We start from the raw sequence: 19,918 nt of genomic DNA, 5'->3' as shown, positions 1-19,918 counted from the left end.
ACGCCCGCGCACCGCTGCCCGCAGCGCGGCGCATATCACGCCGCGCCATAGCCGGCGGGCCGCCGCGCGCGGTGCCCGGGCCGCGCCGCCGGTGTTCCGGCCCGTCCAAAAACCCGATGCTGCGCTGCGCCACTCCTGTACAATTCGCCGTGTTTCAACCGTTCCCAGCCAGAGCCGCCGCCATGTCCGAGCCCATCGACCTCTCGCAGATCGCCCCCACGCTGAAAGCAGAAATCCTCGCCGAGGCATTGCCGTACATTCGTCGTTACCACGGCAAGACCGTGGTCATCAAATACGGCGGCAACGCGATGACGGAAGAGCGGCTCAAGCAAGGCTTCGCGCGTGACGTGATCCTGCTGAAACTGGTCGGCATCAATCCGGTGATCGTCCACGGCGGCGGTCCGCAGATCGATCACGCACTGAAGAAGATCGGCAAGGCCGGCACCTTCATCCAGGGCATGCGCGTCACCGACGAAGAGACGATGGAAGTCGTCGAATGGGTGCTGGGCGGCGAAGTGCAGCAGGACATCGTGATGCTGATCAATCACTTCGGCGGCCACGCGGTGGGCCTGACGGGCAAGGACGGCGGCCTGATCCATGCGCGCAAGCTGCTGATGCCGGACCGCGACAACCCGGGCCAGTACATCGACATCGGCCAGGTCGGCGAAGTCGAGGCGATCAACCCGGCGGTCGTGAAGGCGCTGCAGGACGACGCGTTCATCCCGGTGATCTCGCCGATCGGCTTCGGTGAAGACGGCCTGTCGTACAACATCAACGCCGACCTCGTCGCAGGCAAGCTCGCCACGGTGCTGAACGCCGAGAAGCTGCTGATGATGACCAACATCCCGGGCGTGATGGACAAGGACGGCAACCTGCTGACCGACCTGTCCGCGCGCGAGATCGACGCGCTGTTCGAAGACGGCACGATCTCCGGCGGCATGCTGCCGAAGATCTCGTCGGCGCTCGACGCCGCGAAGAGCGGCGTGAAGTCGGTACACATCGTCGACGGCCGGATCGAGCACTCGGTACTGCTGGAAATCCTGACCGAGCAGCCGTTCGGCACGATGATCCGCTCGCATTGAGCAAGCGCAGCAAGACCGCCACACCCGACTTGCCGGCCCCGCTGCGGCGCCGGCGCGTGTCGCGCAGCCGGCCCCGCGCCGGCGCGCCGGTGTGGCTGTTCGATCTCGACAACACCCTTCACCACGCATCGCACGCGATCTTTCCCGAGATCAACCGCGCGATGACGCAGTACATCATCGACGCGCTGCAGGTCGAGCGCGCCGAAGCCGACCGCCTGCGCACCGGCTACACCGAGCGCTACGGCGCCGCGCTCCTCGGCCTCACGCGCCACCATCCGATCGACCCGCACGACTTCCTGCGCGCGGTCCACACGTTTTCCGACCTGCCGGCGATGGTGCGCGCCGAGCGCGGCCTCGCGCGCATCGTCGCCGCGCTGCCGGGCCGCAAGCTGATCCTGACCAACGCGCCGGAGAACTACGCGCGCACGGTGCTGCGCGAGTTGCGCATCGAGCGGCTGTTCGAGCGCGTGATCGCGATCGAGCACATGCGCGACCGCCGCACCTGGCGCGCGAAGCCCGATCACACGATGCTGCGCCGGACGCTGCGCGCCGCGAACGCACGCATGGCCGACGCGATCCTCGTCGAAGATACGCGCGGCCACCTGAAGCGCTACAAGCGTCTCGGCATCGGCACGGTATGGATCACGGGGCACCTGCCGGGCCATCTGCCGGTTACCGGACGCCCCCACTATGTCGACCAGCGCATTCGTTCGTTAAAATCGCTGCGACTGGGCACACGATCGGGGCGACAAAAATGCAGCCGACTTACCCGCAGGACCAAGCCGTAAAGGAAGACCAGGCCACACCGTCCCGCCCGCGCCCGAAACCGGGCGAGCGGCGCGTGATGATCCTGCAGACACTCGCGACGATGCTCGAGGCGCCCAAGCCCGAGAAGATCACGACCGCCGCGCTCGCGGCCCGGCTCGACGTGTCGGAAGCCGCGCTGTACCGGCATTTCACCAGCAAGGCGAAGATGTACGAAGGGCTGATCGAGTTCATCGAGCAGGCCCTCTTCGGGCTCGTGAACCAGATCGTCGCGAAGGAGCCGAACGGCGTGCAGCAGGCACGCACGATCGCGCTGACGATGCTCAACTTCGCCGCCAAGAACCCCGGCATGACACGCGTGCTGACCGGCGAAGCGCTGGTCGGCGAGGACGAGCGGCTCACCGAGCGCGTGAACCAGCTGCTCGACCGCATCGAGGCGACCGTCAAGCAATGCCTGCGCGTCGCGCGCACCGAGGCCAACGCGCCGCAGGACGGCGCGACGCCGTTCGCGCTGCCGGCCGACTACGATCCGGCCGCCCGCGCGAGCCTGCTCGTCAGCTACGTGATCGGCCGATGGCACCGCTTCGCGAAGGGCGGATTCCAGAAACCGCCGGGCGAACAGGCCGATGCGCATCTGCGGCTGATCCTGCAGTGAGATGACGCGGGCGCGGCGGCCCCGCCACCGCGCCCGAATCCGCACGCCGCGATTTCCGCTATACTTTGCCGACTGTCGCCCCTCGGGCGGCAGCCAGACACGCGCCGATTTGCTGACTCGATTGCGGGCGCGCGAACCAGCCAGGGCCTTGATTCGTCCTCGTCCCGGCGGTTCACTACAAATGCGGCTAAAGAGGTCGTCAGCCGCGCATCTCCGACTCCGCGCATCGCCGACACCATTTAGCTGCCCAGTCATAAGGCGGAACGAATGGAATCGATCGGCATCGTCGCTCCACAGACCATGCACTTCGCCGAACCGCTGCGCTTGCAAAGCGGCAGCGTGCTCGGCAACTATCAGCTCGTCGTCGAGACGTACGGCGAACTCAACGCCGCGCGCTCGAACGCGGTGCTCGTCTGCCACGCGCTCAACGCGTCGCACCACGTCGCCGGCGTCTACGCGGACGATCCGCGCAGCACCGGCTGGTGGGACAACATGGTCGGCCCGGGCAAGCCGCTCGACACCAACCGCTTCTTCGTGATCGGCGTGAACAACCTCGGCTCGTGCTTCGGCTCGACCGGCCCGATGAGCGTCGACCCGTCCACCGGCAAGCCGTACGGTGCGAGCTTCCCGGTCGTCACCGTCGAGGACTGGGTGCACGCGCAGGCGCGCGTCGCGGATGCGTTCGGCATCGAGCGCTTCGCCGCGGTGATGGGCGGCAGCCTCGGCGGGATGCAGGCGCTCGCGTGGAGCCTGATGTATCCGGAGCGCGTCGCGCACTGCATCGACATCGCGTCGACGCCGAAGCTGTCCGCGCAGAACATCGCGTTCAACGAGGTCGCGCGCTCGGCGATCCTGTCCGATCCCGATTTCCACGGCGGCGACTACTACGCGCACGGCGTGAAGCCGAAGCGCGGCCTGCGCGTCGCGCGGATGATCGGCCACATCACGTATCTGTCCGACGACGACATGGCCGAGAAATTCGGCCGTGCGCTGCGCCGCGCCGACGGCGCGCTCGACGCGTACAACTTCAGCTTCGACGTCGAGTTCGAGGTCGAGTCGTACCTGCGCTACCAGGGCGACAAGTTCGCCGACTACTTCGACGCGAACACCTACCTGCTGATCACGCGCGCGCTCGACTACTTCGATCCTGCAAAGGCGTTCGACGGCAACCTGACGGCCGCGCTCGCGCACACGCAGGCGAAATACCTGATCGCGAGCTTCTCGACCGACTGGCGTTTCGCGCCGGCCCGATCGCGCGAGATCGTGAAGGCGCTGCTCGACAACAAACGCACGGTCAGCTATGCGGAAATCGATGCGCCGCACGGCCATGACGCGTTCCTGCTCGACGACGCGCGCTATCACAACCTGATCCGCGCGTATTACGAACGAATCGCCAACGAGGTGGGTGCATGAACCAGCAAGCGCTGAATTCCCTGTCCGCGCGCGCGGACTTCCGCACGATCGCGCGCTGGGTCGAACCGCGCTCGACGGTGCTCGACCTCGGTTGCGGCGACGGCTCGCTGCTCGCGCTGCTGATGGAAGAACTGGACGTGACCGGCTACGGGATCGAGCTGAACGACGCGGGCGTGCTCGCGAGCGCGAAGAACGGCATCAACGTGATCCAGCAGAACCTGGAAGACGGCCTGCGCCTGTTCGAGGACCACAGCTTCGACATCGCGATCCTGTCGCAGACGTTGCAGACGATCCACCAGACGGCCGCGATCCTGCGCGAAACCGCGCGGGTCGGGCGCGAATGCATCGTGTCGTTCCCGAATTTCGGCTACTGGCCGCACCGGCTGTCGGTGCTGAACGGCCGGATGCCGGTGTCGAAGTCGCTGCCTTACCAGTGGCACAACACGCCGAACGTCCGGGTGCTGACGATCGAGGATTTCGAGGCGCTCGCGCCCGAAGTCGGCGTGACGATCCTCGACCGCGTGGTGCTGCACGAAGGCCAACCGATTCGATGGGGAGCGAACTGGCGTGGTAGTCTTGCTGTCTACCGCGTCAAGCGCAGCTGAGCCGGGGAACCGTTGACGGACGCCGTCGGCCCGCACGCACGCACGCACGTGCGGCCGAGCCGCTGCACGACCCGCGCCGCCGCCTGCGCTGCCGCCGCAATCAGTCAACGCTATCCAGTTCCAGTCCATGTCGAAAACGCCACACGAGGCGCCCGCACTCACCGCTCACGAGGATCACCCCGGCTGGCGCGCCTACCTGAACACGCACATGCTGATCTGCGTGTTCCTGGGCTTCACGTCGGGTCTGCCCCTCTTCACGCTCGTCTACCTCGTACAGGCATGGCTGCGCTCCGAGGGCGTGAACCTGAAGGAAATCGGCCTGTTCGCGCTGATCCAGTTCCCGTACACGTGGAAGTTCCTGTGGGCGCCGCTGATGGACCGCTACGTCCCGCGCCTGCCCGGCTGGCGGCCGGGCCGCCGGCGCGGCTGGCTGCTGCTCACGCAGCTGCTGGTCGCGGGCGCGATCGCCGCGCTCGGCTTCGTGTCGCCGCGCGACTCGATCTGGACGGTCGCCGCGCTCACCACGCTCGTCGCGTTCTTCGGCGCAAGCGCCGACATCGTGATCGATGCGTACCGCCGCGAGTTGCTGCGCGACACCGAGCAGGGCCTCGGCAACGCGATCCACGTGAACGCGTACAAGCTCGCCGCGCTGATTCCCGGCTCGCTGGCGCTGATCCTGTCCGACCACCTGCCGTGGGACGTCGTGTTCGCGCTCACCGGCGCGTTCATGCTGCCGGGCATCCTGATGACGCTCGTCGTGCGCGAACCCGAGGTGATCGGCGCGCCGCCGCGCAACCTGCGCGATGCGATCGTGCTGCCGTTCCGCGAATTCATCCAGCGCGACGGCTGGGCCGGCGCGCTGCTCGTCATCGCGTTCATCTTCCTGTTCAAGATCGGCGACACGATGGCCACCACGCTGTCGACGTCGTTCTTCCTCGACATCGGCTTCTCGCGCACCGAGATCGGCATCGTCGCGAAGACCACCGCGCTCGTCGCGAGCGTCGCCGGCGGGATCATCGGCGGCGTCTGGCTCGTGAAGATCGGCATCGGCCGCGGGCTGTGGATCTTCGGCGCGCTGCAGATGGTGTCGACGCTCGGCTTCGCGTGGCTCGCGCAGCTCGGCCCCGGCTCGCCCGTGCTCGCGGTGCTCTACGACTTCACCGTATCGACGAGCCATGCGATCGCGTCGGTGCTGTCGGTGTTCGGCATTGCGGTCACGCCGCAATTCAGCCCGATGACGGTCGCGCTCGCGCTCGTCTATGGCGTCGAAACCTTCACCACCGGCCTGACGATGGCCGCGTTCGTCGCGTACATCGCGAGCACGACCGACCCGCGCTATACGGCGACGCAGTTCGCGCTGTTCACGAGCCTCGCGTCGGTGCCGCGCACGCTCGCGTCGGCCGCGAGCGGCTTCATCGTCGCGAAGATCGGCTGGTTCGACTACTTCATCGTGTGCACCGCGCTCGCGATTCCCGGCATGCTGCTGCTGTTCAAGATCGCGCCGTGGAACGGGACTGCCCGCAATGGCGAGGCCAGCCGTGCGCAGTAACGGCCTGCACCGCCTCGCGCGCGTTGCGGCTTCGTTGAGCGTCGGCGCCGCGGCGCTCGCTTCGGGGTTTGCCCATGCGACCGACGCCGGCACACCTGCTGCCACCGCCGCGGGTTCCACGCCGGCCGCGGCCCCCGCTTCGCCGCCGGCGACTTCGGCTCCCGCCGCCCCCGCCCAGCCGGCCGCCGCCGAACCCGCGCAACCGACCGGCGGCGCCGCGTCGACGAAGGCTTATGCGCAGACGTCGCAGCAGGTCCGTTACGGCGACGCCATTGCCTTCCGCACGCTGATTCCGTCGCCGCTGCTCGAGCAGCTCACCGCGAACGAATACGCGCAGATCGTGCAGGCGGCCGCCGACAGCAACCGCCTGCTGCCGGCGAACCAGCCGCGCGTGAAGCGCCTGCGCGCGATCGTCGCGAAGCTCGCGCCGTATTCGGTGAAATGGAACGACCGCGTGAAGAGCTGGGCGTGGGACGTCAACGCGATCCGCTCGCGCGACATTCGCCTGACCTGCCTGCCGGGCGGCAAGGTGCTCGTGTACGGCGGCCTGCTCGATCGCGTCCGCCTGAACGACGACGAGCTCGGCGTGCTGCTCGCACACGGCATCGCGCATGCGCTGCGCGAACACGCGCGCAGCAACTTCAGCGCGACCTCGCAGACGTCGCTGCGCGCGGCCGCGCTGCCGCCGCTGTTCGGCGTCGGCGAGCCGCTGCCGCAGGCACTGAATCTCGGCGAACGCCTGCAGTCGCTCCACTACGACCCGACCGACGAAACCGAAGCCGACGTGATCGGCGGCGACATCGCCGCCCGTGCGGGCTTCGATCCGCGCGCGGCGATCACGCTGTGGGACAAGCTCGCGGTCGCGACACGCGGCAACAAGGCGACGGGCTTCATCTACACGCACCCGTACAGCACCGCCCGCCGCCAGGACCTGCTGAACCGCCTGCCGGATCTCATGCCGCTGTACGCGAAGGCCGTGGGCAAGCGCGTCGACACACTGCCCGACTACGCGGGCATCAGCGCGCAGCGTCGCAAGATCGTGCGACGCTGAGGATGCGACAGCGCGACACGTCGCCTCCCCACGCGTGGCACTGCCGCTGCGCGCCGCCGTTCGCTCAGGTCGTCAGGTCGTCAGGTCGATCTCCGCCCGATCGCCGACCGGCCGGGCGCCGCTTTCGCGCATCCAGCGCACCTCGTCCCCCGGGCTGCGGCCGAACAGCCGCTTGAACTCGCGGCTGAACTGCGACGCGCTCGCATAGCCGACCCGCGCGGCCGCCGCGCCGGCGCCGACCCCGTCCTGCACCATCATCAGCCGCGCCTGATGCAGCCGCGCGGCCTTCACGTACTGCATCGGCGACGTCGCCGTCACGTGCTTGAACTGCGCGTGGAACACCGCGAGGCTCATGCCCGCCTCGCGCGCGAGCGTCTCGACGTCGAGGTCGGCCTTCAGGTCCGCATGGATGCGCCGCAGCGCCTTCGCGATGCGGCCGAAGTGATGCTGCTGGACGAGCGCCGCGCGGATCGCGTCGCCCTGCTTGCCCGTCAGCACCCGATACGCGATCTCGCGCATGATCGCGGGGCCCAGCACGCGCGTGTCGTGCGGCGACGCGAGCGCTTCGAGCAGTCGCAGCACGGCATCCGCCAGCGGCGCGTCGAGCGGCGTCGAATCCACGCCGAGCGGCTCGCTGACGGACGCACCGAGCGTCTCGTCGAGCAGGATCGCGAGCTCGGCGATCACCGCGAGATCGACACGGATCGAGATCGCGAGAAACGGCTCGTCCTGGCTCGCGAAGGTTTCGCATTCGAACGGCAGCGGCACCGACAGCACGAGATACTGCTGCGCGTCGTAGACGAACGAGCGCTCGCCGAGATAGCCGAGCTTGCGCCCCTGGCACACGACGACGATGCTCGGCTCGTACAACACGGGCATGCGCGGCGCCGGACGGCTCACGCGGATGAAGCGCACGCCGTCGAGCGCCGCGAGCGTGTCGCCCTCGTTCGGCGCGAGGCGCGTATGCAGCTCGACCATGCGGCGCTGCACACGGTCGCCCGTGTCGGTGAAAAGGGGCTCGAAGCTCATCTGCGTGGTCCTGTCCGGCAAGAGAATCTGGCTCGCAATGTAGCACCTTGTACGTGTTTTGACGGCTGTTTGCACGCAGTTCGAGAGGAATAGGCAAATCTTCCAGACCTTCGGGTATTTCACTGCGGCACCGCGCTCCTTACGATGACGTCCTGCCTCGCCGCATCGCCACATGATGCGACGGCAGTCTGTTTCGCCGGATGCTTTCCGGACAAGGAGCCCATCGCATGAGCACTACCTATGCCTACGCAGCGACCGATTCGCGCTCGCCGCTCGCCCCGTTCGAATTCCAGCGTCGCGCACTGCGCGACCTCGACGTCCAGATCGACGTCCTCTACTGCGGCGTCTGCCACTCGGACCTGCACCAGGCCCGCAACGAATGGCGCAACACGATCTATCCGGTCGTGCCCGGCCATGAAATCGTCGGCCGCGTGACCGCGACCGGCCCGGACGTGACGCGCTTCAAGGTCGGCGAGCTGGTCGGCGTCGGCTGCCTCGTCGATTCGTGCCGCACCTGCGCAAGCTGCGCCGACGGCCTCGAGCAATATTGCGAGAACGGCTTCGTCGGCACCTACAACGGCCAGGATCGCGTGACGGGCGACATCACGTTCGGCGGCTATTCGACGCAACTCGTCGTCGACGAAGCGTTCGTGCTGCGCGTGCCCGAGACGCTCGACCCGGCCGGCGCCGCGCCGCTGCTGTGCGCGGGGATCACGACCTACTCGCCGCTGCGGCAGTGGAACGTCGGCCCCGGCAAGAAGGTCGGCATCGTCGGGCTCGGCGGCCTCGGCCACATGGGCGTGAAGCTGGCGCGCGCGATGGGGGCGCACGTCGTGCTGTTCACCACGTCGCCGTCGAAGATCGAGGACGGCAAGCGGGTCGGCGCGCACGAAGTCGTGATTTCGAAGGACGAGGCGCAGATGAACGCGCACCTGAACAGCTTCGACTTCATCCTGAACACGGTGGCCGCGCAGCACGACCTGAACCCGTTCCTGCACCTGCTGAAGCGCGACGGCACGATGACGCTGGTCGGCGCGCCGGAGCACGACCATCCGTCGCCGCAGGTGTTCAACCTGATCTTCAAGCGCCGCCGCCTCGCGGGCTCGCTGATCGGCGGGATCGCGGAAACGCAGGAGATGCTCGACTTCTGCGCGGAGCACGGGATCACGTCGGATATCGAAACGATTCCGATGCAGCAGATCAACGCGGCCTACGAGCGGATGCTGAAGAGCGACGTGAAGTACCGGTTCGTGATCGACATGGCGTCGATCAAGCAGTAAGCGCCGAAGGCGATACGCACGATCGCCGCCCCAAACGAAACGGGCCGCATGTTCGACATGCGGCCCGTTTTTACGTCCGGCTGCTGCGCGCGCGGCGCAGCGCGGAACATCACTTCTTGTAGTCGTAGTCCACCGTCAGCGGCGCATGGTCGCTGAACTTGATGTCCTTGAAGATCGACGTGCTTTTCGCGGTGCCGGCGACGCCCGGCGTCGCGATCTGGTAATCGATCCGCCACCCGACGTTCTTCGCATACGCCTGGCCGCGGTTGCTCCACCACGTGTACTGCTCGGCGCGCGGGTCGAGCGTGCGGAACACGTCGACGTAGCCGACGTCGTCGAACAGCTTCGTGAGCCACTCGCGCTCTTCCGGCAGGCAGCCCGAGTTCTTCTGGTTGCTCTTCCAGTTCTTGATGTCGATTTCCTTGTGGACGATGTTCACGTCGCCGCACAGGATCACCTCGCGCTTCTTCTTCAGCGCGGCGAGGTGCGGCATGAACTCGTCCATGAAGCGGTACTTCGCCTGCTGGCGCTCTTCGCCGCTCGAGCCGGACGGCACGTACACCGACACGACCGACAGCTTGCCGTAGCGCGCCTCGACATAGCGCCCTTCGGCGTCGAATTCGCTGCTGCCGAAGCCGATGATCACGTCATCGGGCTCGCGGCGGCTGTACACGCCCGCGCCGCTGTAGCCCTTCTTCTCGGCGTGGTGGAAATAGCTCTTGAAGCCGTGCGGCTCGACGAATTCGGCCGGCAGGTCGTCGGCCGAGACCTTGATTTCCTGCACGCACACGCAATCGGCGTTCTGTTCGCCGAGCCACTCGAAGAAGCCCTTCTTCGCGGCGGAGCGGATGCCGTTCAGGTTGGCGGTAATCACTCGCATCATGTCGGATTCCGTTCAGTTCGATATTTTTCAGGGGGGCAGCTTAGCGGATCTTCACGCCTTCGAGCTCGGGCTTCGGCGGCGGGAATTCCAGCTTCATGTCGGTCATCGTGCGCAGCAGCAGCTCGGCGATCATCACGTTGCGGTGCGTCTTCGAGTTCGCCGGGATCACGTACCACGGCGCATGTTCGGCGGACGTCGCGGCAAGCGCGTCGCGGTAGGCAGACTGGTAGGCGTCCCAGTGCTTGCGCGCGTCGAGATCGGAGATGTCGAACTTCCAGTGCTTGGTCGGATCGTCGATGCGCGCCTGCAGCCGCGCGCGTTGCTCGTCCTTCGAGATGTGCAGGAAGCACTTGATGATCGTCGTGCCGTTTTCGACCAGCATCGTCTCGAAATCGCGGATCTGCCGGTAGCGGCGCTCGCACTCCTTCGCGTCGATCAGGTCGAGCACGCGCGGCACGAGCACGTCTTCATAGTGGCTGCGGTTGAAGATCGCGAGCTCGCCGGCGGCCGGCACCTGCGCATGCACGCGCCACAGGAAATCGTGCGCGGCCTCGATCGGCGTGGGCGCCTTGAACGGCACGACGCGCAGGCCGAGCGGATCGACCTCGCGGAACACCGCGCGCACGGTGCCGTCCTTGCCGCTGGTATCCATCCCCTGCAGCACGAGCAGCACGCGCTTCTTCTGCTGTGTGTGCAGGCGCTCCTGCTGCACGTCGAGCTCGGTCGACACGGCCGACAGCCGTGCGCGGTCGTCATCCTTCGAACCGGACGAGAACGGCTTCGCGGCCGGGTCGAACGCATCGAGCTTGAATGCTGCGGCTTCCTTCTCGCGCGTGCTGTAAGGCACGCGGAAATCGTCGAGCGACGGTTGTTTCGCCATTCGTTCCTCCGTTGGACGCTGTGGTGCATACGATAACGCATCCACCAAACGCAACGGGCCGCCCCGATCCGGTCGGGGCGGCCCGTCGTCATGCGCGGGTCAGGCGCGCGGTCATGTTCAGCCGAGCTTCTTCTTCAGCAGTTCGTTGACCTGCTGCGGATTGGCCTTGCCCTTCGTCGCCTTCATCGCCTGGCCGATCAGCGCGTTGAACGCCTTTTCCTTGCCCGCGCGGAATTCCTCGACCGACTTCGCGTTCGCCGCGAGCACCTCGTCGATGATCGCTTCCAGCGCGCCGGTGTCGGAGATCTGCTTCAGCCCCTTCGCGTCGATGATGCGGTCGGCCGCCCCTTCGTCGTCGGCCTTCTCGTCCCAGATCGTCGCGAAGATTTCCTTCGCGATCTTGTTCGAGATCGTGCCGTCGGCGATGCGCTGCAGCACGAGTGCGAGCTGCGCGGCAGAGACCGGAATCGCGTCGATTTCGATGCCGTCGCGGTTCAGCTGCGACGAAACGTCGCCCATCAGCCAGTTCGCGGCGATCTTCGCATTCGCGGTGCCGGCCTTCGCGACCACGGCCTCGAAGTACGCGGCCATCGCCTTGCTCGACGTCAGCACACCCGCGTCGTACGCGGACACGCCGTATTCGTCGGCGAAGCGCTGCTGCATCGCGGCCGGCAGCTCGGGCATCCCGGACTGCACACGCTCGATCCAGTCCTGGCCGATCACGAGCGGCATCAGGTCGGGGTCGGGGAAGTAGCGGTAGTCGTGCGCGTCTTCCTTGCTGCGCATCGAACGCGTCTCGCGCTTGTCCGGATCGTAGAGGCGCGTTTCCTGCACGACTTCGCCGCCGTCCTCGATCAGCTCGATCTGGCGACGCACTTCGAAATTGATCGCTTCCTCGAGGAACCGGAACGAGTTCAGGTTCTTGATTTCCGCGCGCGTGCCGAACTTCTCCTGGCCGACCGGGCGCACCGACACGTTCGCGTCGCAGCGGAACGAGCCTTCCTGCATGTTGCCGTCGCAGATGCCGAGCCACACGACGAGACCGTGCAGCGCCTTTGCGTAGGCCACGGCCTCGGCCGCGCTGCGCATTTCCGGCTCGGTGACGATCTCGAGCAGCGGCGTGCCCGCGCGGTTCAGGTCGATCCCGGTCATCCCGGCGAAGTCTTCATGCAGCGACTTGCCTGCGTCTTCCTCGAGGTGCGCGCGGGTCAGGTTGACCGTCTTTTCGTATGCTTCCTTGCCGGCCTTTTCGTTGGCGGGCACCTGGATCGTGATCTGGCCGCCCTGCACGACCGGAATCTCGTACTGGCTGATCTGATAGCCCTTCGGCAGATCGGGGTAGAAATAATTCTTGCGCGCGAAGATGCTGCGCGGCGCGATGGTCGAGCCGATCGCGAGGCCGAAGCGGATCGCGCGCTCGACCGCGCCGCGGTTCAGCACCGGCAGCACGCCCGGCAGCGCCAGGTCGACCGGGCAGGCCTGCGTGTTCGGCTCGGCGCCGAACTGCGTCGACGCGCCCGAGAAAATCTTCGAGACGGTCGACAGTTGCGCGTGCGTCTCGAGACCGATGACGACTTCCCATTGAGTAGCCATATGCTTACACCCCTGCCGGAACTTGCTTGTGCCAGTCGGTCGCGCGCTGGAACGCGTCGGCGACCTGCAGCATCCGGGCTTCGTTGAAATAGTTGCCGATGATCTGCAGGCCGACCGGGCGCTTCGCATTCGCGCCCGCGCCGAAGCCGCACGGCACGCTCATGCCGGGCAGGCCGGCGAGGCTCACCGACAGCGTGTAGATATCCGCGAGATACATCTGCACCGGATCGTCGCCCTTCGAGCCGAGATCCCATGCGACCGTCGGCGACGCCGGGCCCATGATCACGTCGCAGGACTTGAACGCTTCCTGGAAATCGTTCGCGATGATGCGGCGGATCTTCTGCGCCTGCAGGTAGTACGCGTCGTAGTAGCCGTGCGACAGCACGTACGCGCCAACCAGGATCCGGCGCTTCACTTCAGGCCCGAAGCCTTCCGCGCGCGACTTCTTGTACATGTCGAGCAGGTCGCCGTACTGCGCGGCGCGGTGGCCGAAGCGCACGCCGTCGAAACGCGACAGGTTCGACGACGCTTCCGCCGGCGCGATCACGTAGTACACGGGGATCGACAGTTCCGTCTTCGGCAGCGACACGGGCACGAGCGTCGCGCCGAGCGCTTCGTATTGCTTGAGCGCCGCGTCGATCGCCGCGCGCACGTCGTCGGCGAGGCCATCGCCGAAATACTCGTTCGGCAGGCCGATGCGCAGGCCCGCGAGCGGCTTGCCCGCGTCGTTGCCGGCCGCCCACGGCTGGCCGAGGTGACGCGTGAAATCCTCGTCGTCACGCTCGAGGCTCGTCGAGTCGCGCTCGTCGAAGCCAGCCATTCCGTTCAGCAGCAGTGCGCAGTCGGACGCGCTCTGCGCCATGGGGCCGCCCTGGTCGAGCGACGACGCGAACGCGATCATCCCGTAGCGCGACACGCGGCCGTAGGTCGGCTTGATGCCGGTGACGCCCGCGAACGACGCGGGCTGGCGGATCGAGCCGCCGGTGTCGGTGCCGGTCGCGGCCGGCGCGAGGCGCGCGGCGACGGCGGCCGAGCTGCCGCCCGAGCTGCCGCCCGGCACCGCATTCGTGTCCCACGGGTTCTTCACCGCGCCGAACGCCGAATTCTCGTTCGACGAGCCCATCGCGAACTCGTCCATGTTGGTCTTGCCCAGCGTGACCATGCCGGCCGCCTGCAGGCGGGCGACGACGGTCGCGTCGAACGGGCTCTCGTAATTCGCGAGCATCTTCGAGCCGGCGGTCGAGCGCCAGCCGCGCGTGACGAAGACATCCTTGTGCGCGATCGGCAGGCCGGTGAGCGCGCCGCCCGCGCCGCGCGCGAGCTCGGCATCGGCGGCTTTCGCCTGCGCGAGGGTGAGATCGGCGTCGACGTGGACGAACGCGTTCAGGTCGCGCGCGGCTTCGATCCGTTTCAGGTAGAGCTGCGCGAGCTCGACGGCCGAGCATTCCTTGGCGGCGAGCGCGGCGCGCAGTTCGGTCAGGCTTTTTGCGTGCATTGAGTGGTTTTCCTGGGAATTCTGGGTGGCGCGCGGCGCAGACGCGGCGGCGCGCTTGTCATCGAATGCTTACTCGATCACCTTCGGCACGAGATAGAGGCCGTCCTGGACGGCCGGCGCCGGACGCTGGTTGTCGTCGCGATTGACGACTTCCGTCACGGCGTCGTCGCGCAGGCGCTGCGCGACTGCCTGGATCTGTTCGATCGGGTGGGCGAGCGGCGCGATGCCGGCGGTGTCGACCGCCTGCATCTGCTCGACGAGGCCGAAGAGTTCATTGAGCTGGCCGAGCATGTGCTCGGCGTCGGCGTCGGCCATTTCGAGTCGCGCCAGGTGCGCGATGCGTTTCACATCGGTCAGGGTCAGGGCCATGCGATCACCGGAAAAACAAGGCTGCGCAGTGCATCGAAAGCAGCACTGCGGCGGGGGGTTGGAGGGTGCGATCCCACCCTCAAAAATCGGGACCGAAGCGGCAAAAATACCGCCCGTTTCGATTCAAATACCGTGAAATTATAAGGTATCATTACGCGTTCGACCCAAACCCGGCAGCCTTTTCCCGCACCGTTTCGCCCCGCTTCGGCAGGCCGTGCGTGCATCGTGCGATCCCCGGTAGACATCACTCGCAGCTTCGTGCGCCGCGGCGGCCGCTTCCGCCACGCTTCCCGAGGCTGTTATTTTTTCCGCTGCCGCCCTCAGCGCTCGCTATGCAGGGCCGGCCCAGAGCGAAACAGGATTCTGAATGTTCGGTTTTTTGCGCAGCTACTTCTCCAACGATCTCGCGATCGACCTCGGCACCGCAAACACCCTGATCTACATGCGCGGCAAGGGCATCGTGCTCGATGAGCCCTCCGTCGTGTCGATCCGCCAGGAAGGCGGCCCCAACGGCAAGAAGACCATCCAGGCAGTCGGCAAGGAAGCCAAGCAGATGCTCGGCAAGGTGCCGGGCAACATCGAGGCGATCCGCCCGATGAAGGACGGCGTGATCGCCGACTTCACCGTCACCGAGCAGATGATCAAGCAGTTCATCAAGACGGCCCACGAGTCGCGCATGTTCTCGCCGTCGCCGCGCATCATCATCTGCGTGCCGTGCGGCTCGACCCAGGTCGAGCGCCGCGCGATCAAGGAAGCCGCGCACGGCGCCGGCGCCTCGCAGGTCTACCTGATCGAGGAGCCGATGGCCGCTGCGATCGGCGCGGGCCTGCCGGTGTCGGAAGCGACCGGCTCGATGGTCGTCGACATCGGCGGCGGCACGACGGAAGTCGGCGTGATCTCGCTCGGCGGCATCGTGTACAAGGGTTCGGTGCGGGTCGGCGGCGACAAGTTCGACGAGGCGATCGTCAACTACATCCGCCGCAACTACGGGATGCTGATCGGCGAACAGACCGCCGAGGCGATCAAGAAGGAAATCGGCTCCGCGTTCCCGGGCTCCGAAGTCAAGGAAATGGAAGTGAAGGGCCGCAACCTGTCGGAAGGCATTCCGCGCAGCTTCACGATCTCCAGCAACGAAATCCTCGAAGCGCTGACCGATCCGCTGAACCAGATCGTGTCGTCGGTGAAGATCGCGCTCGAACAGACGCCGCCGGAACTCGGCGCCGACATCGCCGAACGCGGGATGATGCTGACGGGCGGCGGCGCGCTGCTGCGCGACCTCGATCGCCTGCTGGCGGAAGAAACCGGCCTGCCGGTGCTCGTCGCGGAAGATCCGCTCACCTGCGTCGTGCGTGGTTCGGGCATGGCGCTCGAGCGCATGGACAAGCTGGGCAGCATCTTCTCGTACGAGTGATCGTCCAGGCAGTTTCCTGACATGACGCAACCGCGGCGTGGCCGGCTCGCTCGTTTAGAACGAACCGCCGCGCCGTTTGCGCGTCTGAGCATCATTTAACCGATCATTCGCGCCCGGCGCCGACCATGGAATACAGTCCGCCGCCCCTCTTCAAGCAAGGTCCGCCCGCGCTCGCGCGGCTCATCTTCTTCGTTGCCCTCGCCATCGCGCTCCTCGTCTCGGACGCGCGCTTCAGCACGCTCGAAATCGTCCGCGGCGTGCTCGGCACCGTGCTCTATCCGCTGCAGCGCGCCGCGCTCGTGCCGCGCGACCTGTTCATGGGCGCGGCGGACATCGCCGTCACCGGCGCCTCGCTGCGCCACGAGAACGACGACCTCCGCAAGCGCAACCTGCAGCTGTCCACGCAAGCCAACCAGGCCGCCGTGCTCACGCAGGAGAACGCGCACCTGCGTGCGGTGCTCGAACTGCGCCAGCACATCGCGACGCAATCGACGCCGGCCGAGATCCAGTACGACACGAGCGACCCGTTCACGCAGAAGATCGTGATCGGCCAGGGGTCGCAGCAGGGCATCCAGAACGGATCGCCCGTCGTCAGCGAGAACGGCGTGGTCGGTCAGGTCACGCGCGTGTTCCCGCTGCAGTCCGAAGTCACGCTGGTCACCGACCGCGATCTCGCGATTCCCGTGCAGGTGCTGCGCACCGGCCTGCGCAGCGTGATCTACGGCACGCCGAAGGGCGATTCGCTCGATTTGCGCTTCGTGCCGACCAGCGCGGATCTCGTCGTCGGCGACGAGCTCGTCACGAGCGGCCTCGACGGCGTCTATCCCCCCGGCCTGCCGGTCGCGAAGGTCGTGCGCGTCGACAAGCTCGCCGATACCGCATTTGCGCGCGTGACCTGCGCGCCGATCGCTGCCGTGCGCGGCGCGCGCCAGATGCTCGTGCTGCATTACCAGAACGACATCCCGCCGCGCCCGGCCGAGCCCGATCCGGCCGCCGACAAGAACGCGAAGGGCAAGAAAGGCGCGAAGGCCGCCGCCAAGGGCGAGAAGGCCGACAAGGCTGACGCGAACGCGAAGCCGGCCGCCGCGGCCCAGCCCGGCGCGAAGCCCGCGCCTGCGGCACCGGCCGCGCCGGCCAAGCCCGCCGCCACGCCCGCGAAGCCCGCGGCCGGGCAATCAGGAGCCCAGCGATGAATCGCCCGCAATACATCCTGCAGCCGGTCAATCCGTACTTCATCGTCTTCAGCCTCGCCGCCGCGTTCCTGCTGAACCTGATGCCGTGGGGGCGCCTGCCCGGCGTGCCCGACTTCGTCGCGCTCGTGCTGCTGTTCTGGAACATCCACCAGCCGCGCAAGGTCGGGATGGGCGTCGCATTCGCGCTCGGCATCCTGATGGACGTGCATGACGCGGGGCTGCTCGGCGAGCATGCGCTCGCCTATACGCTGCTGTCGTACGGCGCGATCACGATCCACCGCCGCGTGCTGTGGATGCCGATCGGCGTGCAGGTGCTGTACGTCACGCCGCTGCTGGTCGTCGCACAGCTCGTGCCGTTCGTGATCCGCCTCGTGATGGGCGCCGCGTTCCCGGGCTGGCGCTACCTGGTCGACGGCTTCGTCGAAGCCGCGCTGTGGCCGATCGCGAGCCACCTGCTGCTGATGCCGCAACGCCGCCCGGTCGATCCGGACGATACGCGCCCCATCTGAGCCAGGGGCCTGCCTTGAATACCCGCCGCCTCCACGCCCGCCGCGCGCCGCGCTCCGGGGCGGCACCTCGCCCGCGCCCGCACGGCGCGCGCGGGCCAGATAGACCCTAGCCGCATGACCGAATTCAACGACACCCAACAGCAGCTCTCGAAGTTCCGCCTGCGCGTCGCGGCGGCGGGCGTGTTCGTGTTCGTCTGCTTCGGGCTGCTCGCGAGCCGCTTCTTCTACCTGCAGCTGATGCAGCACGGCAAATACGCGCTGCAGGCCGAGGAAAACCGCATCTCCGTCGCGCCGATCGTGCCGAACCGCGGGATCATCACCGACCGCAACGGCGTGATCCTCGCGAAGAACTATTCGGCGTACACGCTCGAGATCACGCCGTCGAAGCTCGACGACACGCTCGACAACACGATCGACAAGCTGTCCGAGATCATCCCGATCGACGCGCGCGACCGCCGCCGCTTCAAGAAACTGCAGGAAGACTCGAAGAACTTCGAGAGCCTGCCGATCCGCACCCGCCTCACCGACGCCGAAGTCGCGCGCTTCACCGCGCAGCGCTTCCGCTTCCCCGGCGTCGACGTGCGCGCGCGGCTGTTCCGGCAATATCCGCTCGGCACGACGGCCGCGCACGTGATCGGCTACATCGGCCGGATCTCGAAGCGCGACCAGGATCGCATCGACGCGATGAGCGACGACAACGACAGCGATCAGGAAAACTACGATCCGCGCCGCGACGCGAACAACTACAAGGGCACCGACTACATCGGCAAGATCGGCGTCGAGCAGAGCTACGAGACCGAGCTGCACGGGCTGACGGGCTTCGAGGAAGTCGAGGTGACGGCCGGCGGCCGGCCGGTGCGCACGCTGTCGCGCACGCAGGCGACGCCCGGCAACAACCTCGTGCTGTCGCTCGACATCGGGCTGCAGCAGGTGGCCGAGCAGGCATTCGCCGGCAAGCGCGGCGCGCTGGTCGCGATCGAGCCGAAGACGGGCGACGTGCTCGCGTTCGTGTCGTCGCCGAGCTTCGACCCGAACTCGTTCGTCGACGGCATCGACCAGCAGACCTGGGACGAGCTGAACAACTCGACCGACAAGCCGCTCCTGAACCGCCCGCTGCACGGCACCTACCCGCCCGGCTCGACGTACAAGCCGTTCATGGCGCTCGCCGGCCTGACGCTCGGCAAGCGCACGCCGGGCTGGGGCTTCCAGGATCCCGGCTACTTCACGTTCGGCGGCCACACGTTCCGCAACGACGTGCGTTCGGGCCAGGGCTGGGTCGACATGAACAAGGCGATCATGGTGTCGAACGACACCTATTTCTACATGCTCGCGCGCGATCTCGGCGTGAACTCGATCGCGAACTTCATGAAGCCGTTCGGCTTCGGCCAGATCACCGGGATCGACATCCAGGGCGAGGCGCGCGGGATCCTGCCGTCGACCGACTGGAAGAAGAAGGCGTTCAAGAAGGCCGCGCAGCAGAAGTGGTTCGACGGCGAGACGATCAGCCTCGGGATCGGCCAGGGCTACAACTCGTTCACGATCCTGCAGCTCGCGCACGCGACCGCGACGCTCGCGAACAACGGCGTCGTGATGAAGCCTCACCTCGTGAAGGAAGTCGAGGATCCGATCACGCGCGGGCGCCGCCTGACCGTGCCGAAGGAAAGCGAAACGATCCCGCTCAAGCAGGCCGACATCGACGTCGTGAAGCGCGGGATGGAGAACGTGATCGAGAACCCGTCCGGCACCGCGTACAAGGTGTTCCGTGGCGCGCCGTACCTCGCCGCCGGCAAGACCGGTACCGCGCAGGTGTTCTCGCTGCAAGGCTCCAACTACAAGGGTCACCTGCTCGCCGAGCACCTGCGCGACCACGCGCTGTTCATCGCGTACGCGCCGGTCGACCATCCGCAGATCGCCGTCGCACTGGTCGTCGAGAACGGTGGCTGGGGCGCGCAGGCCGCCGGCCCGATCGCGCGCCGCGTGCTCGACTTCTACCTCGTCGACCGCCAGAACCCGCAGAACGAGGCCGCGGCCGTGGCTGCCGCGGCGTCGGCGACCGAACCCGTGAACGCGCCGGTGATCGGCGACGCGAACAAGCCCGCTGCCGTCGCGGCCGGCTTCACCGCGCTGCCGCAGCCGGTCGTGCCGACCGCGGCCAG

18 protein-coding genes are annotated in these 19,918 nt (G+C 67.1%); 12 read left to right on the top strand and 6 right to left on the bottom strand.

What is annotated here, in order from left to right; genetic code table 11:
* The first annotated feature begins 182 nt into the window (after nt 1–182).
* The 7 genes from argB (at nt 183) to G3N96_RS31130 (ending at nt 7,120) form a co-directional block, all read left to right on the top strand.
* Nucleotides 183–1,082 (top strand): acetylglutamate kinase, encoded by a 900-nt coding sequence (gene argB, locus G3N96_RS31160; protein ID WP_006490510.1) that lies wholly within the window; start codon nt 183–185, stop codon nt 1,080–1,082.
* Complete coding sequence (locus G3N96_RS31155; protein ID WP_206139567.1) at nt 1,079–1,870, top strand: pyrimidine 5'-nucleotidase; 792 nt, start codon at nt 1,079–1,081, stop codon at nt 1,868–1,870. The genes argB and G3N96_RS31155 overlap by 4 nt, the downstream gene beginning before the upstream one ends.
* A complete protein-coding gene (gene slmA, locus G3N96_RS31150; RefSeq protein WP_206139566.1) occupies nt 1,837–2,502 on the top strand; it encodes a nucleoid occlusion factor SlmA in 666 nt (221 codons plus the stop codon). The genes G3N96_RS31155 and slmA overlap by 34 nt, the downstream gene beginning before the upstream one ends.
* Nucleotides 2,503–2,769: 267 nt before the next feature.
* Nucleotides 2,770–3,915, top strand: a complete 1,146-nt coding sequence (locus G3N96_RS31145) for a homoserine O-acetyltransferase (RefSeq protein WP_089457109.1) — start codon at nt 2,770–2,772, stop codon at nt 3,913–3,915.
* Nucleotides 3,912–4,520 carry a methionine biosynthesis protein MetW gene (gene metW, locus G3N96_RS31140; RefSeq protein WP_006755281.1) on the top strand — a complete coding sequence of 203 codons (609 nt, stop codon included), beginning with the start codon at nt 3,912–3,914 and terminating at the stop codon, nt 4,518–4,520. The genes G3N96_RS31145 and metW overlap by 4 nt, the downstream gene beginning before the upstream one ends.
* A gap of 127 nt (nt 4,521–4,647) precedes the next feature.
* Nucleotides 4,648–6,069 carry an AmpG family muropeptide MFS transporter gene (locus tag G3N96_RS31135; protein WP_089426578.1) on the top strand — a complete coding sequence of 474 codons (1,422 nt, stop codon included), beginning with the start codon at nt 4,648–4,650 and terminating at the stop codon, nt 6,067–6,069.
* A complete protein-coding gene (locus G3N96_RS31130) occupies nt 6,059–7,120 on the top strand; it encodes a M48 family metallopeptidase (protein WP_206139568.1) in 1,062 nt (353 codons plus the stop codon). Before G3N96_RS31135 ends, G3N96_RS31130 begins: the two co-directional genes overlap by 11 nt.
* 72 nt (nt 7,121–7,192) lie before the next feature.
* On the opposite strand, the gene G3N96_RS31125 is transcribed toward G3N96_RS31130, so the two are convergent.
* Nucleotides 7,193–8,149 (bottom strand): AraC family transcriptional regulator, encoded by a 957-nt coding sequence (locus tag G3N96_RS31125; RefSeq protein WP_206139565.1) that lies wholly within the window; start codon nt 8,147–8,149, stop codon nt 7,193–7,195.
* A 227-nt stretch (nt 8,150–8,376) separates the two neighbouring features.
* Between G3N96_RS31125 and G3N96_RS31120 the strand changes: the two genes are divergently transcribed.
* Nucleotides 8,377–9,429 carry an NAD(P)-dependent alcohol dehydrogenase gene (locus tag G3N96_RS31120; RefSeq protein ID WP_124581979.1) on the top strand — a complete coding sequence of 351 codons (1,053 nt, stop codon included), beginning with the start codon at nt 8,377–8,379 and terminating at the stop codon, nt 9,427–9,429.
* 109 nt (nt 9,430–9,538) lie between these two features.
* Here G3N96_RS31120 and G3N96_RS31115 read toward each other — a convergent pair whose 3' ends face one another.
* The 5 genes from G3N96_RS31115 to gatC all read right to left on the bottom strand — a co-directional run bounded on the left by G3N96_RS31115 (nt 9,539) and on the right by gatC (nt 14,649).
* Nucleotides 9,539–10,312, bottom strand: coding sequence for an exodeoxyribonuclease III (locus G3N96_RS31115; protein WP_206139564.1), 774 nt, complete (start codon nt 10,310–10,312; stop codon nt 9,539–9,541).
* 40 nt (nt 10,313–10,352) lie between these two features.
* A complete protein-coding gene (locus G3N96_RS31110; RefSeq protein WP_089457114.1) occupies nt 10,353–11,192 on the bottom strand; it encodes a polyphosphate kinase 2 family protein in 840 nt (279 codons plus the stop codon).
* Nucleotides 11,193–11,309: 117 nt separating this feature from the next.
* Complete coding sequence (gene gatB, locus G3N96_RS31105; RefSeq protein ID WP_046544181.1) at nt 11,310–12,785, bottom strand: Asp-tRNA(Asn)/Glu-tRNA(Gln) amidotransferase subunit GatB; 1,476 nt, start codon at nt 12,783–12,785, stop codon at nt 11,310–11,312.
* A gap of 4 nt (nt 12,786–12,789) precedes the next feature.
* Nucleotides 12,790–14,280: an Asp-tRNA(Asn)/Glu-tRNA(Gln) amidotransferase subunit GatA gene (gene gatA, locus G3N96_RS31100; protein WP_124581969.1), complete on the bottom strand. Its 1,491-nt coding sequence runs from the start codon at nt 14,278–14,280 to the stop codon at nt 12,790–12,792.
* 69 nt (nt 14,281–14,349) lie between these two features.
* Entirely contained in the window at nt 14,350–14,649 is a 300-nt protein-coding gene (gatC, locus tag G3N96_RS31095) for an Asp-tRNA(Asn)/Glu-tRNA(Gln) amidotransferase subunit GatC (RefSeq protein ID WP_089426585.1), read from the bottom strand.
* Nucleotides 14,650–15,016: 367 nt separating this feature from the next.
* Between gatC and G3N96_RS31090 the strand changes: the two genes are divergently transcribed.
* The 4 genes from G3N96_RS31090 to mrdA form a co-directional block, all read left to right on the top strand.
* Nucleotides 15,017–16,060: a rod shape-determining protein gene (locus G3N96_RS31090; RefSeq protein WP_004189550.1), complete on the top strand. Its 1,044-nt coding sequence runs from the start codon at nt 15,017–15,019 to the stop codon at nt 16,058–16,060.
* Between the two features lie 125 nt (nt 16,061–16,185).
* A complete protein-coding gene (gene mreC / locus G3N96_RS31085; protein WP_206139563.1) occupies nt 16,186–17,253 on the top strand; it encodes a rod shape-determining protein MreC in 1,068 nt (355 codons plus the stop codon).
* Entirely contained in the window at nt 17,250–17,762 is a 513-nt protein-coding gene (gene mreD / locus G3N96_RS31080) for a rod shape-determining protein MreD (protein WP_009687274.1), read from the top strand. Before mreC ends, mreD begins: the two co-directional genes overlap by 4 nt.
* Before the next feature lie 114 nt (nt 17,763–17,876).
* Nucleotides 17,877–19,918 (top strand): penicillin-binding protein 2 (mrdA, locus tag G3N96_RS31075; protein WP_206139562.1); only part of this gene is annotated, 2,042 nt, incomplete at its 3' end.

The sequence above is a fragment of the Burkholderia sp. Se-20373 genome (assembly GCF_017104705.1).
Lineage (GTDB): Bacteria > Pseudomonadota > Gammaproteobacteria > Burkholderiales > Burkholderiaceae > Burkholderia.
Note: the sequence above shows the minus strand (reverse complement) of the source record. Positions and strands in the feature narration are given on the sequence as shown.